The following is a 14,486-nucleotide window of genomic DNA, read 5'->3' as shown; positions in this document are numbered from 1 at the left end:
CCGCAGCCGCGGGCCGTGGGCATGCACGGTCCGCCGGGAGGACGTATGAAGACCCGCCCCCAAGACTGGCACGTGGAAAAGCGGCAGGCCCTGGCGCAGGCCCGTCTTATCATCATCAAGATCGGCAGCGCCGTGCTGACGGACCGGGAGGGCCTGTGCACCCCCGTGCTGGAAAACATCGCCGCGCAGATGGCGGCCCTGCGCGCCGGTCTGGGAATGGACGAGGTGCCGGCCGACGGCCCGGCCCGCCGGCTCATTCTGGTCTCCTCGGCCGCCGTTGCGGCGGGGCGCGCCACGCTGGCCCGGCACGGACGGCATTTTGAGGTGGTGGGCCTGGCGGCCCGTCAGGCTGCGGCTGCCGTGGGGCAGGGGCAGCTCATGCGCGCCTGGGACAGGGCCTTTGCTCCGCACGGTCTGCCCACGGCCCAGGTGCTGCTCACCCGCGACGACCTGCGCGCGCGGCAGCGCTTTCTCAATGCGCGCAATACCTTTGCCGAGCTGTTGCAATGGGATGTGCTGCCCATTGTCAATGAAAATGACACCGTGTCCGTGGCGGAGCTGAAATTCGGGGACAATGACTGTCTGTCCAGTCTGCTGGTGAACCTGACCGGGGCCGATCTTTTCATCAATCTCACGTCCGCGCCCGGCGTGCTGTCAGGCAATCCCGACGAGGACCCCGGTGCGGGCGTGCTGTCCTGCGTGGAAGACGTGGCTTCCCTTGATCTGGGCCGTCTGTGCGGCGGCAAGACCAGCGTGGGGACGGGGGGGATGTATTCCAAGCTCACGGCGGCCCGCCGGGCGGCCCAGCTGGGTGTGCCCACCCTGATTCTGCCGGGCCGCCAGCCTGATATCATCACGCGGGCCTTCCGTGGCGAAGAGGCGGGCACCTGGGTCCGTCCCGGTGATCATGCCATTTCCCGCCGCAAGTTCTGGCTGGCCTATCAGTCCGATCCGGCGGGGACGCTGCTGGTGGATGCCGGGGCCGCGGCCGCCCTGGAGCATCGCGGCAGCAGCCTGCTGCCCGGCGGTATCCGTCAGGTGGAGGGCAATTTTCAGCAGGGCGCGCTGGTGCGCATTGCGTGCGCGGAAGACAGCCGGAGCCTGGGCGTGGGCCTGAGCAACTACAGCGCGGCAGACCTGCGCAGGATCATGGGCCTCAAGCGCATCGAGGTGGCGGCCATTCTGGGCGATGCCCATTATCCCGAAGTCATTCACCGGGACAATATGCTGCTGGATGCTGCCGTCTAGGCTGGTGCCTCCGTGCACTGTGCCGGTAGCCGGCCCTTTGGTATCGGACCTGCCGGGCATGGGCATGGCGCGTGCGTCCGGCAGGAGTGCCCAGGCCCGGCAAGGATGCCGTTTGCTGCAAAGACGCTGCGGAACGGGGCACCTCCGTGTGGTGTGCCCCGTTTCCGGCACGGGTCGTGCTGCCGGGAGAGCCTACCGCATTTTTTTTTCAGGGCACGGCCATGTTCCGCCTGCGGCAATGTCTCTGCCGGGGCACGGACTGCCTGAACAGCGCCTTTGCGGCTTCGGCAGGCATGATCTGGGGCAGGTCCTGCCCCAGGAACCTGGGCGCAGAGCATTTTTTCCACTCTGGCGGAAGCGCGTGCCATATTGTTCGTTGCCGCTTCGCCTTGCCTTTTCTCTCCTATTAAGCTAGAATGATTCGATTTTATGCTTTGCGTGTGCCCGCCATTCCTGCCGGGCATTGTGGTATTCATATCCCTGGAGGAATCGTGAAAGCGCTGCGCCTTGTTCTGTTGAGCTGTGCCCTGTGGGCTGTTGCCGTGGCCCCGGTCTGGGCGGAAGGTTTTGGCCTGACCGAGTGGAGTTCTCGCGGCCTCTCCCTGGCTGGGGGTCTGGTGGGCCGGGCCGATGATCCGTCTGCCCTGGCCTACAATGCCGCCGGCATCACCCAGCTGCCCGGAACACAGATCATGGCCGGCTTTGCCGTCATTGCGCCCATGGGCACCATCTCCACGGAACATGCGGGCGGCTATTCCAAGGATACCACCACCAAGCCCAATGTCTGGCCCGCGCCGCATGCCTATGTGACCCACCAGCTCAATGACCGCTTCTGGCTGGGCCTGGGCGTATTTTCCCGCTTCGGTCTGGGCAATGAATTTGCCGGCAACTGGGTGGGCAGGTACAATCTCACGGATGTCAATTTCCAGACCGTTTCCTTTGTGCCCACGGTGGCTTTTAAGGTCAATGATGTCCTGTCGCTGGCTGCCGGTCTGGACATCATGTATGCCTCCTTCGGCATGGGGCAGCAGATTCCGACGTTGACACTGGGTGGGGGCTTTATCCCTCAAAAGGGTGATGACAACAAGCTGGACATTGCCGGCACGGGCTGGGGCGTGGGCGCGCATGTGGCCGCGCATTTCCGCCTGAGTGACACGGTGTCGCTGGGGCTTGCCTACAAGAGCCAGGTGGCCCTGAACATCAACGGCGAAGCCGATTTTGCCACCCATGGCATGAATTTTCTGGCGGAAAGGAACCAGGTGCCGCATGCCGTGGATTGCGGCGCCAGCAGCACGGTGATCATGCCCGATTCCTTTGCGCTGGGCCTGAGCTACAAGCCGCTGGACAATCTGAGCTTTGAAGTGGGCACGGTGTGGACGCGCTGGTCCACCTTTGATTCCCTGGACATCTCTTTTGAATCCGGCTACGACGCCAAGAGCATCAAGAACTGGCGCGATGGCTGGAACTTCAATGCCAGCGTGGAATACGAGCCGCTGGACTGGCTGGCCCTGCGTGCCGGCATCTGGTACGAGACGCCGGTGACCAACGAGAGCTACGCCGAATTCATGGTGCCGTCCTACGGGCGTACCGGCGCCAGTGTGGGCCTGGGCTTCACCTGGGGCAACTGGAAACTGGACCTGGCCTATGCGCATCTCTGGGTCAACAATGTCGACTACGACCAGACCCGGGCTTCAGGTATTGACAGCTCGACAGGCATTATGGGCGGTCACAGTTCCAGCACCTCGGCCAATATCTATTCCGGCAGCATCAGCTATACCTTCTAGAGGCAGGCGTGCCGGCGCACGCTGTGCGGAGAGATTCTGGCGGCGGCCCTTCGGGGCCGCCGTCGTCATTTTTGCGTACCAGCAGTTCAGGGCAGGGCCAGACCATCCGTTTCCGCAAAAAAGCGGGCCAGAATGGCATTGGATACCAGCATGCCGTCCCGGGTCAGGCGCAGGTGGTCCGGTGTCAGGGTGGCCAGACCTGCCTGCTGAAGGGCCGACAGCAGGTCGGGCATGTCCTGCGTCAGGTGGCGTCCCGTGAGGGACGTATACAGGGCCAGGGGCAGACCGCGGGTGGTGCGCAGGCGCAGCATGAGGGTTTCCCGCAGACGGATGGCCGGGGAAAGCCCTTCGGCATCCGCATCCGGTGTGCGGGCCGCAAGGCGGGCGGCCCAGGCATTGAGGTCCGCCGGCTGGGTCCAGCGCCGGCCCCGCAGGGTGGAGGTGGCCGCCGGCCCCATGCCCAGATAGTCCGCCCCTTCCCAGTAGCCCTGATTGTGCCGGCATTCCCGGCCCGGGCGGGCAAAATTGGAAATTTCGTACTGGTAAAGGCCGTGCGCTTCCAGCAGGTCCGCGCCTTCGTGGAACATGCGGTCCTGTTCCTCGTCAGGGGGCAGGTGCAGGCGGCCGCAGGCACAATCGGCATCCAGGGGTGTGCCTTCCTCACGGGTCAGGCCATAGGCCGAGACATGGTCAGGGTGCAGCCGGCAGATCGTTGTCAGGGTCTGCCGCCATTGTGCGGCATGCTGGCCGGGCAAGGCCCACATGAGGTCCACGCTCAGATTGCGGCAGCCGGCCTCACGGGCGGCTGCCATGGCCCGCAGGCCGTCCGCCGCGCTGTGCGGCCGTCCCAGGCGGCGCAGCTGGGTATCGTCCAGGGCTTGCAGGCCCAGGGAAAGGCGATTGATGCCTGCCTGCAGATAGGCCTGCGCCACGCGGGCGTCGGGCAGGGATTCGGGATTGGCCTCCATGCTGATTTCCGCCCCGGGGGCCAGGGCAAAGTTGTGCCGCAGCGCGTCCAGCACCTCCTGGAGCCATGACGGCGGCAGCAGGCTGGGCGTGCCCCCGCCAAAAAAGACGCTCTCCACGGGGGTGCCGGGCAGGCGTTCGGCCCAGAGGGCCAGTTCGCGGAAGAGCAGGTCCCAGTACCGGCGCACGTCCGCGGTGGCGGCGGGCAGGGTTCCTGCCCCCAGGGGACGGGAATGGAAGGCGCAGTAGCGGCATTTGGTGCGGCAGAAGGGAACGTGGATATAGACAAGCATGGCATCTCCGCCGAGAGGACGTAGCCTGCCCGGAAACGGGCGCGGCAATGCGGGACAGGCGCGCCGTCTGTGGGTCGTGCGCGGTGGTGCGCGGCTTGGCAAACGGCGTCACACAGCGTATATTCCCTTTCCTCGAAAGACAATCCGCACTGTACGGAGAACACCTATGGAACTGCGTTTTCAATGCCTTGGTCCCGAACACTGGAAAGCCGACATTCTGCTGGCGCCGGTCTGCCGGGACGAGGTTCTGCACGAAGCCAGCCCCGCGCTGGACAAGGCTGCGCCGTGGCTGGCCATTGCGCCCGCCGCGCGTGATTTTCACGGCAAGACCAGCGAGCTGGCCCTCATGCACGGCCATCCCCAGCAGAATATCCCGCGGGTGCTGGCCGTGGGCCTGGGCAGACGGGAGGACATGACCCCCGCCGTGCTGCGCGAGGCCCTGGCCGGGGCCGTGCGCTTCTGCCGCGATCACGGATACGCCAGCCTGCTGCTGCCTGAAGCGCTGCTGGCCCGGCTGCCCGGCGGCCGGGAACGCCTGGTGGAAGAGGCCGCCTATGCCGCGCTGCTGGCCCTCTATGATTTCCGGGACCTCAAGAAGGAAGACCCCGAAGCCCCCGTGGATCCGCAATGGCTGACCCTGGCCTTTGAGGGCGAGTATGTGCCCGATGCGGCTCACGCGGCGGCCCGCCGTGGGGAGCGCGCGGCGCAGGCGGTCATGCTGGCACGGGACCTGGCCAATACGCCGCCCAACATGCTGGCCCCCCAGGACCTGGCCGAACGGGCCAGCCGCATTGCCCATCAGCAGGGCCTGCGCTGCACCGTGCTGGATGAAGAGGCACTGCGCGCCGAAGAGATGGGCGCCCTGCTGGCCGTGGGCAGGGGATCGGCCCGCCCGCCGCGTCTGGTGGTGCTGGAATATGCACCCGAAGGACACGAGCAGGACAAGCCGCTGGTGCTGGTGGGCAAGGGCATCACCTTTGACACCGGGGGCATCTGCCTCAAGCCCGGCGCCAAGATGCACACCATGAAATGCGACATGACCGGCGCCGCCACCGTGCTGGCCGTGCTTACGGCACTGGCCGAGGAAGATGTGCCGCGCCGTGTGGTGGGCCTGCTGGCCTGCGCCGAAAACATGCCCGACGGCGGAGCCTGCCGCCCCGGGGACGTGGTGCGGGCCGCTTCCGGCGATACGGTGGAAATTCAGAATACCGATGCCGAGGGCCGGCTGGTGCTCTGCGATGCCCTGAGCTATGCGCAGAAGATGTGGACGCCCGCCGCAGTGGTGGATATTGCCACCCTGACCGGCGCCTGCGCCGTGGCCCTGGGCACGGAAGTTGCCGGCCTGTTCAGCGATGATGATGCTCTGGTGGAGCGCATCCTGGCCGCCGGCCAGGTGGGGGGGGAACACTTCTGGCGTCTGCCCCTCTGGAAGGGCTACGAAAAGAACCTCAAGAGTCAGGTGGCGGATATCTGCCACATGGGTCCGCGCGAAGGCGGCGCCATTCATGCGGCCCTGTTCCTTAAACATTTTGTGAGCGACGGCGTGCGCTGGGCGCATCTGGATATTGCCGGCGTGGACTGGGCCGACAGCGTGCAGCCGCTGGGCGTCTGCGGCGCCACGGGCTTTGGTGCGCGCACGCTGCTTGAGCTGGCGCGGGGAGGTGTATAAATGAAAGTCTATCTGATCGGTGCCGGTCCGGGAGATCCGGGCCTCATCACCCTCAAGGGGCGGGACTGCCTTGCCGCCGCCGACGTGGTGGTGTACGACGCGCTGGCCAATGATGCCCTGCTGGGGCATGCCCGCAAGGATGCGGAACTCATCTATGTGGGCAAGGTGGCGGGCAATCACGCCCTGCCCCAGAACGAGATCAACCGCCTGCTGGTGGACAAGGCCCGCGAAGGCAAGGTGGTGGCCCGTCTCAAGGGCGGAGACCCCTACATCTTCGGCCGTGGCGGGGAAGAAGCCGAGGAGCTGCTGGCCGCCGGCGTGCCCTTTGAGGAAGTGCCGGGCATCAGCAGCACCATTGCCGCGCCGGCCTATGCGGGCATTCCGCTGACGCACCGCAACTTTGCCAGCTCCGTCACCATCATCACGGGGCATGAAAATCCCGACAAGCCCGGCTCCGTGCACAACTGGAAGGCCCTGGCCGCCAGCGCCTCCACCCTGGTCTTTGTCATGGGCATGAAGAACCTGCCCGATATCGTGCGCAATCTGCTGGCCGCCGGCATGGACCCCCAGACCCCGGCAGGGCTGATCTATCGCGGCACCACCACCAGGCAGCGCAGCCTGGTGTCCACGCTGGCCGGGCTGCCGCAGGCTGCCGAAGCGGCTCATTTCACCAATCCCTCGGTCATTGTGGTGGGCAAGGTCTGCTCCCTGCACGACAGCCTGGGCTGGTTTGAAAAGCGGCCGCTCTACGGGCGCAGCGTGGTGGTGACCCGCGCGCGCGAACAGGCCAGCGGGCTGGCAGCGCAGCTTGCCGAGCTGGGCGCGGAGGTCATCCAGTGCCCCACCATTGAAATCCGTCCGCTGCCTGACTATGCCGAGCTGGATGCGGCCATTGCCCGTCTGGAAGAGTACGGCTGGGTCATCTTCACCTCGGTCAACGGGGTGCGCTGGTTCTGGAACCGCCTGGAACAGGCCGGCAAGGACAGCCGCGCCCTGGGGCACTGCAAGGTGGCGGCCATCGGACCGGCCACGGCCGCGGCTCTGGAAGCGCGGGGCATCCGCCCCGACTTCATTCCGGAACGCTACGTGGCCGAAGGCGTGGTGGAGGGCATGCTGGCGCGCGGCAATGTGGCCGGCGTGCGCATGCTGCTGCCCCGTGCGGCCAAGGCCCGCGAGGTACTGCCCGACGAGCTGCGCAAGGCCGGTGCCGTGGTGGAGGTCATCAGCGCCTACGAGACCGTGCCCGCCGCCGCCCGCAAGGACGAGGTGCTGGAGCGCATGGCGAACGGCACCCTGGACTGTGTGACCTTCGGTTCCTCCTCCACGGTGGAAAACTTCCTGTCGCTCATTCCGGCGGAAACGCTGCTGGCGCATCCCGGTGTGCGACTGGCGGCCATTGGGCCGGTGACGGCCAGAACGCTGGAATCCCACGGCCTGCCCTGCCACATCATGCCTGCGGAATACACCATTCCGGCTCTGGTGGCGGCAGTGGCGGACGCTTTTGCGAGGTAACGCATGCCCCTGAAGATCGCCATTCTGGCCTCGGGCAACGGCACCAATGCCCAGGCCTTCATCGACAAGGCCCGTGCGGGCCTGCTGGATGTGGATATCCGCCTCATTGCGGGTAACCGGCCCGGCGCCGGCGTCTTTGCCCGGGCGCGGGCGGCGGGCATACCCACCTGCGAGCTGGATCACACCACCTTTCCCGACAGGGTGAGCTTTGACCGTGAGATGGTGTCTCGCATCCGCGAAAGCGGGGCGGAACTGGTGGTGCTGGCCGGCTATATGCGCCTGCTCTCGCAGGAATTCCTGTCTGCCTTTGCCGGGCGCGTCATCAATATCCATCCGGCCCTGCTGCCCAGCTTTCCCGGCGTACATGGCGGGGCGGACGCCCTGGCCTATGGCGTCAAGCTGAGCGGATGCACGGTGCACTTTGTGGAAGAGGCCGTGGACAGCGGCCCGGTCATCATCCAGGCGGCTGTGCCGGTCAATGCCGGTGAGGACGAGGACAGCCTCATGCAGCGCATTCACATCATGGAGCACCGTATCTATCCGCAGGCCCTGCAATGGCTGGCCGAAGAGCGCATTACCGTGACAGGCCGGCAGGTCTACCTAGCGCCTTCGGACAGACCCCGGCAGAAGCCTGACGGGCAGTGGCTGGTGTGGCCTCCGCTGGAGGAAGGCTTCTAGTCCCTGCCGGAGCGCTGCGGCAGATGAATAGTAACGAGGGAGAAACCGTACGGTTTCTCCCTCGTTGTTTTGTCCTGTCTGTGGGAGAAAAGCCTGTGGCCAGACCGGTGGCAGTCTGGCCGGCTTCCCCGAGTCGACGATTAGTCGGGAATCAGGCACATGGGCAGTGCCGGGATGTAGGTGATGAGAAAGAGCACACCAATCATCAGCAGCAGCATGGGCAGGGCTGCCACGGAAAGGTCGGCAATCTTGGCCTTGGCAATGCCGCTGGAGACGAAGAGGTTAACCCCCACAGGCGGCGTAACGAAGCCAATGGCCAGGTTTACCACCATGATGATGCCGAAATGAACGGGGTCGACACCCAGTTGGGTGACCACGGGCAGCAGTACGGGAGTCAGAATGACGATGGCTGCCAGAGCTTCCATGAAGGTTCCTACAAAGAGCAGGAAAATGTTGATCATCAGCAGGACGAGCATTTTCTGATTGGTAATGCCGAGAATGAATTCGGCGATGCTGCTGGGCACATCTTCAATTGCCATGATGTTGCCGAACAGCGTGGCCATGGCAATAAGAATGATGATGGCAGCCGAGGATGAGGCCGCTTCCACCACACTGGTCAGGAAGGACCGCAGATTCAGTTCCTTGTAGATGAAAACCCCGGCAATGATGCCATACAGCGCAGCGATGGCGGCTGCTTCGGTGGGGGTACAGACGCCGCCATAGATGCCACCCAGAACGATGACAGGGACAAGCAATGCCCATTTGGCATCCCAGAAGCTCTTTAGAAGCAGTCGGGGGCTTCTTTCCTGTTTTTCTCCCATCCAGCCACGTTTCTTGGCATAAAAATAGGTGAAACCCATGAGTGCAAGCCCGGTCAGAATACCGGGAATAATCCCCCCCAGGAAGAGTTTGCCGATGGAGGCCTGCGCGACTACGCCGTAGACCACAAAGGGATTGCTGGGGGGAATCATGACGCCGATGGCCCCGGCAGCAGCCACAATGGCCCCGGCAAAGAGCTTGTCATAGCCGCGTTCCACCATGGCCGGAATGGTCAGCATACCGATGGCGGCCACAGTGGCCGGGCCAGAACCACTGATGGCTGCAAAGAACATGCTGGCGCCGATGCTGCCCAGGGCAATCCCGCCCGGCAGGCTTCCCAGCAGGTAGTCGGCCAGAGCAAGCAGGCGCTTGGAAAGCCCCCCTGCGCCCATGAAGACCCCCGCAGCGATGAAGAAGGGAATAGCCATGATGGGCATGCTGTCAATGGAGGTAAAGGGAATTTGGGCAACATAGTCCACAGGCAGGGTTTCTGCGCAGAGAATGGTGGCAAGGGCTGCCAGGCCAAGGCAAATGGCAATGGGAACGCCAAGAATCAGGAAAACAATAAAATAACCGAACAGCAGCGAGACAACGCTTACATCCTCTGCATAGAAGATGGGAATGCTCACCAGCACAAAGATAAGTACACCAAGCAGCGTGTAGAGCAGGCCGCTTTCTTTGACCTGGCGTATAATATCCTGTATCAGGCGCAGCATCATGAGGCCAAATGCCAAAGGAAGTACGAGATACGGTATGTAGTATGGGATACGCAAGGCTGGAGAATACTGCTCAAACTCTATCTGCATTTCTACATAGCCTGTGCTCGTATAGAAAACCACTGCTGCCAGGGATAGAAAAGCTAGATCAACAATGATCCATGTCATTCCCTGAAGTTTGGGTGGAAGTTTATCGTAGATGATGTCAACGCGGATATTGTTGCGCAGACGAATAGTCAGGGGAATGGCCATGTAGGAGGCCCAGATGAACAGGAATCTTGCCAGCTCTTCCGTCCACACAGGTACGCTGACGTCGGGCATGAACTTGGACAGGATGTAGCGTCCAAGGCTCTGGAAGGAAATCAGAAGGATGGCACCCAATAGACCAATAATAAGAATTGGTTTTTCCAGGTCCTCGTCAAGACGCTGCCAAAAGCTTCTTTGTGTCTGGGGGAGTTCATCGTGGGGAGTTGTCATTAAGCATTCCTCGTTGAAGGAGGCGAAAAGTTTTTTCGTCCTAACTGTCTGTAATGCAATAATCTAAATAGAGGAAAAGAAATGGAAAAGGGCGGAGGCCGCATGCCTCCGCCCTCAGGAGACTACTTCTGGGTATCAAGCACAAGTTGCAGGAGGTCCTTATCCAGTTCGTTGGCAAACTGGTCCCAGACCTTGCGGGTGGCCTGCTTGAAGGCTTCGCGTTCTTCATCGCTCAGGCGATGAATGACCATGCCGGCATCCAGCATGGCCTTTTCGGCGCGGGCTTCATGCTCGATCGTGATCTCGCGCTGCCACTGCAGTGCTTCACGTCCGGCTTCCATCAGGATATCCTGCACGGGAGCAGGAAGACTATCAAAAATCTTCTTGTTCATCATGAGGATGTGCATACTGTAGTTATGCTGGGAATCCACAGCATATTTGAGCACTTCGATATGCTTGGCGTTGACCATGTGCTCCCAGTTATTGCCCTCGCCATCCACAGTGCCCTGCTGCAGGGCAGTATAGGTTTCACCCCAGGCAATGGGCGAAGGCTGCATCCCCAGAGCGGAGGCCACGGCTACTTCGATGGGAGAGTCCGTGGTGCGGACCTTGAGGCCTTTCAGATCCTCGAGAGAATTGAGGGGCTTTTTGGTGGAAGCGAAGTTGCGGTAGCCATATTCGCTGTACATAATGGTTTTCAGGCCGATGCCGGAGGCCACGGCGTCAAAACGCTTGCCCAGTTCGCCGGAGTCCAGAGCGGCATAGAGCTGCTTCTGATGGGCCGGAGAGGTGACGTAGGGCAGGTCAAACACCATGTATTCGCGGGCAAAGCTCGCCATATTGGGGGAGGAGCAGGAAGCCATGTCAAGCGTGCCGCGCTGCACGGCTTCCATGGTGGCCCGGTCGCTGCCCAGAAGGGCATTGGCAAAGAGCTTGACCCGGACCTTGCCATTGGATTTTTCCTTGACCAGTTCTACAAATTTTTCGTAGCCGCGCACCATATTGCTGCCCGTAGGGCTGGGGCTGGCCAGTCGCAGGGTGATTTTTTTGCCGTTGTACTGTTCGGCGGACTGGGCCGGGCCAGCAAAGACCAGCAGTGCGGCTGCCATGCAGGTGATGCAGATGTTCAGGGAAAGTTTCATTGTTGCCTCCTTGAGGGTTCCCTCGGGATAGCTGGTATTCCTAAGGTGGCCCACCTTTTTCGAACAGGACCTACGGCTGGTTGCCTTTGCCCTGAAAGCAGGCCGGTACTTGCCATTTTATCCACCAAGAGCTGCCCGCGATTTCAAGAAATCAATGGGCAGCTCTTCAAAGCGGTATTCCATATCCCGCATCAGGGGATGGAAAGGCAGGAGAACTACTCCTTGACAGGTTCGCCCAGATCAAAGGTTTGACCGGGAGCATACTTGGCCAGGCGCACATCGCCGGTGCGGGCATGCGCTTCCATGCCTTCCAGACGCGAGATGCGGGCGGCCACGCCTCCGATATGGACAGCAGCGTCGCGGGTCATTTCCTGCCAGGTCAGTGTCTTCAGGAACTTGTGCACGGACAGGCCGCCGGAGTACTTGGCCGCACGCTTGGTGGGCAGCACATGGTTGGGGCCGCTGCACTTGTCGCCGAAGGCCACGGTGGTTTCCTCGCCCAGGAAGAGGGAGCCATAGCAGGTCAGATTCTTGAGCCACCACTTGCGGTCGGTGGCCTGCACTTCGAGATGTTCGGGTGCGTATTCGTCGGACTTGGCCACGACTTCTTCACGGGTGGAGCAGAGGATGACTTCGCCATAGTCACGCCAGCCGTTGCTGGCAGCTTCCTTGGCCAGAGGAGGCAGCTTTTCAATGAGTTCAGGCACGCGCTTCATGACCTTTTCGGCCAGTTCACGGCTGGTGGTGATGAGCCACACGGGGGATTCCACGCCGTGTTCGCCCTGGCCCACGAGGTCATAAGCCACGATTTCGGGGTCGGCCGTTTCGTCGGCAATGACGGCAATTTCGGAAGGACCGGCAAAAACGTCAATGCCCACCTTGCCGAACAGGGTGCGCTTGGCTTCGGCCACGAACTTGTTGCCGGGGCCAACCACGACGTCGGCTTCCTTGCCGGTAAAGAGACCATAGGCCATGGAGGCAATGGCCTGTACGCCGCCCAGGGTCATGATGGTATCAGCGCCGGCCACTTTGAAGGCATACAGCAGATAGGGATGCATGCCGCCCCCGCGGAAGGGAGAGGAGCAGGCAATGATATTCTTGACGCCGGCAGCCTTGGCCGTGGCTACGCCCATGTAGGCGGAAGCGATGTGGGCATAGCGGCCGGCAGGCGCGTAACAGCCCACCACGTTGACGGGCAGGACTATTTGACCGGCAGTGACACCGGGGTACAGTTCGACCGAGAAGTCCTTGATGGATTCACGCTGGGCAGCGGCAAAATCATGTACCTGCTTGGCGCCGAATTCGATGTCGCGCTTCACGCTGGCAGGGACATCTTTGATGGCCTTTTCAATGGCCTCTTCGCTCATAATGATGTCCCCGGACCACTTATCCAGCTTCAGGGCATATTCGCGGACGGCCTCTTCGCCCCGTTCGCGGATATTGGCCAGCATTTCGGTGACGACCTGCTGGGCAGCTGCGGTATTGCTTTCCGGGGTTTTCGTGGCTTTTTTGAGGTATTCGACAGACATAACAACTCCTTCGTTTGGTTATGCGCGATACGAACGTGCTTACGCATGAGGTAATATTATCTGCACGAAAAGGCAATGGGATGTTCGTACTTTTTTGCACGCTGTTCAGAAAATAGGCTGAAATTTTTTCAGAAAAATTTTTTAGTCCTCGACAAATAAATTTTTTTATAATTATTTTATAATGATATAAAAAAGCACTGATATATGACGGTTGAAAATGTTTCAACAAGATTGCAAAATATTTCGTGATTATTTTCACATTTATGTATAATAAAACGAGTGGAAAGGCATGGTCTCTCCACTCGTTCATAGATGGCTGCCGGGCCTCAGCGCCGCAGCCGTTCCGGGCGCAGGGCTTCGGCAATAATGGCGGCATCCTCTTCAGGGCGGGCCTGCACGTTCAGTTCCGCATTGCCGCCGTGGCAGACAAAGCCGCTGGCATCATGCTCCACAAAGCCGGCGGAAAGCACCTGCGCATAGGGCAGCTGCTCGCGCATGTCGCAGTGGTCCACGCGACGGGGGAAGATAAAGGGGACGGCCTGTCCCGAAAAATCCTGCATGATAAGGTATTTCATGGAGCCTCCCAGGGGTCAGCGTCGGTTGCGGCGGTTGCGCAGGTACTGGCGCACGGCCCGGTTGTGATCGTTGAGGTTGGTACTGAAAACGTGCTCGCCGCCGTCAACCTTGGCCACAAAGTAGAGGTAGCGGTGTTGTTCCGGGGTGATGGCCGCCGCAAGCGCCGCCACTCCGAAGGAACAGATGGGACCGGGCGGCAGGCCCGGACGCTGATAGGTATTGTAGGGATTGGCGGGATCGTCGAGGTGGCTGCGGCGCAGGTTGCCGTCAAAGGACGGCCCCAGACCGTAGATGACGGTGGGATCGGCCTGTAGAAGCATATTGCGTTGCAGGCGGTTGGCATAGACTCCGGCCACGCGCGGGCGCTCGGCATCGATGGCGGTTTCCCGCTCCACGATGGAAGCCAGAATGACCAGGCGCCGCAGTTCCTCTGACGCGGGTTTCTTGCCGTCCGGCCAGAGCGGGGCGGCCTTGCGCCAGAAGGTATCCACAAGGCGGCCCGCCACGCTGCGGGCCTGGGCCATGTCCGGCACATCGGCTTTCTTGAGCAGGTAGGTATCCGGCATGAGAAAGCCCTCTGCCGTGGCAAAGGGAATGCCGTACTTGCGCAGAAAGTCCTTGTCCATGATGACGGCGCGGAAGTCCTCAAAGCGCACCAGGCCGGCCTCTTCCAGCACGCGGCCGGTCTGCCACCAGGTAAGCCCTTCGGGCACGGTTACCCGGAAGAGCACGGGCTGGCCGTTGACCAGCCAGTCCAGCACCTGGTCAGGCTTCCAGTCCGTGCGCAGGGCAAAGCGCCCGGCCTGGAGGCGGGCATCCATCTTGCGGTAGCGGGCCAGCCAGCAGAATTTGCGGGCATCGGTCACCAGGCCGCGGGCTTCCAGCGCCTCCGCCACCCGGGCAAAGCGGGCGCCCGGCGGAACGTCAAAGAGCTCTTCGCGGCCGGCGGTTTCGGGGGGCGTCTGCAAAAAGGTATAGCCCACGTATGCCGCCCCGCCCGCAGCCAGCAGGGCAAGGAAAAAAAGCAGCGCCAGACAGCGAAGCAGGGTCTTCATGCGGGGGGGCCTCCTTCCTGCG

11 protein-coding genes are annotated in these 14,486 nt (G+C 62.1%); 5 read left to right on the top strand and 6 right to left on the bottom strand.

The genetic code is table 11. The annotated features are described in order from the left end of the window. The first annotated feature begins 45 nt into the window (after positions 1-45). Positions 46-1,248, top strand: a complete 1,203-nt coding sequence (gene proB, locus Q0J57_RS08285) for a glutamate 5-kinase (RefSeq protein ID WP_297219163.1) — start codon at positions 46-48, stop codon at positions 1,246-1,248. Between the two features lie 491 nt (positions 1,249-1,739). Next, positions 1,740-3,032, top strand: a complete 1,293-nt coding sequence (locus Q0J57_RS08280) for an outer membrane protein transport protein (protein WP_297219161.1) — start codon at positions 1,740-1,742, stop codon at positions 3,030-3,032. Positions 3,033-3,118: 86 nt separating this feature from the next. Here the strand turns inward: Q0J57_RS08280 and hemW are convergent, their stop codons facing one another. Further along, entirely contained in the window at positions 3,119-4,291 is a 1,173-nt protein-coding gene (hemW, locus tag Q0J57_RS08275; protein ID WP_297219159.1) for a radical SAM family heme chaperone HemW, read from the bottom strand. A gap of 166 nt (positions 4,292-4,457) precedes the next feature. Here hemW and Q0J57_RS08270 point away from each other — a divergent pair, with 166 nt between their 5' ends. Genes Q0J57_RS08270 through purN form a run of 3 tightly spaced genes read left to right on the top strand, consistent with a single transcriptional unit; the run spans position 4,458 to position 8,150 of the window. Then, the gene (locus tag Q0J57_RS08270; RefSeq protein WP_297219158.1) at positions 4,458-5,960 is read left to right on the top strand and encodes a leucyl aminopeptidase; all 1,503 of its coding nucleotides are present in this window, start codon (positions 4,458-4,460) and stop codon (positions 5,958-5,960) included. Continuing rightward, entirely contained in the window at positions 5,961-7,472 is a 1,512-nt protein-coding gene (cobA, locus tag Q0J57_RS08265; protein WP_297219157.1) for a uroporphyrinogen-III C-methyltransferase, read from the top strand. Between the two features lie 3 nt (positions 7,473-7,475). After that, positions 7,476-8,150 (top strand): phosphoribosylglycinamide formyltransferase, encoded by a 675-nt coding sequence (purN, locus tag Q0J57_RS08260; protein WP_297219154.1) that lies wholly within the window; start codon positions 7,476-7,478, stop codon positions 8,148-8,150. Positions 8,151-8,290: 140 nt separating this feature from the next. Here purN and Q0J57_RS08255 read toward each other — a convergent pair whose 3' ends face one another. The 5 genes from Q0J57_RS08255 to mltG form a co-directional block, all read right to left on the bottom strand. Then, positions 8,291-10,162, bottom strand: a complete 1,872-nt coding sequence (locus Q0J57_RS08255; RefSeq protein ID WP_297219152.1) for a TRAP transporter large permease subunit — start codon at positions 10,160-10,162, stop codon at positions 8,291-8,293. 122 nt (positions 10,163-10,284) lie between these two features. After that, a complete protein-coding gene (locus Q0J57_RS08250) occupies positions 10,285-11,304 on the bottom strand; it encodes a TRAP transporter substrate-binding protein (RefSeq protein ID WP_297219150.1) in 1,020 nt (339 codons plus the stop codon). 215 nt (positions 11,305-11,519) lie between these two features. Further along, the gene (gene hisD, locus Q0J57_RS08245; protein ID WP_297219148.1) at positions 11,520-12,833 is read right to left on the bottom strand and encodes a histidinol dehydrogenase; all 1,314 of its coding nucleotides are present in this window, start codon (positions 12,831-12,833) and stop codon (positions 11,520-11,522) included. A gap of 326 nt (positions 12,834-13,159) precedes the next feature. Continuing rightward, positions 13,160-13,408, bottom strand: a complete 249-nt coding sequence (locus Q0J57_RS08240) for a hypothetical protein (protein ID WP_297219145.1) — start codon at positions 13,406-13,408, stop codon at positions 13,160-13,162. Between the two features lie 15 nt (positions 13,409-13,423). After that, positions 13,424-14,464: an endolytic transglycosylase MltG gene (mltG, locus tag Q0J57_RS08235; RefSeq protein ID WP_297219143.1), complete on the bottom strand. Its 1,041-nt coding sequence runs from the start codon at positions 14,462-14,464 to the stop codon at positions 13,424-13,426. Positions 14,465-14,486: the final 22 nt, after the last annotated feature.

This window comes from uncultured Desulfovibrio sp., from assembly GCF_944324505.1.
Classification (GTDB): Bacteria; Desulfobacterota; Desulfovibrionia; order Desulfovibrionales; family Desulfovibrionaceae; genus Desulfovibrio.
This window is presented reverse-complemented; position numbering and strand designations above follow the sequence as displayed.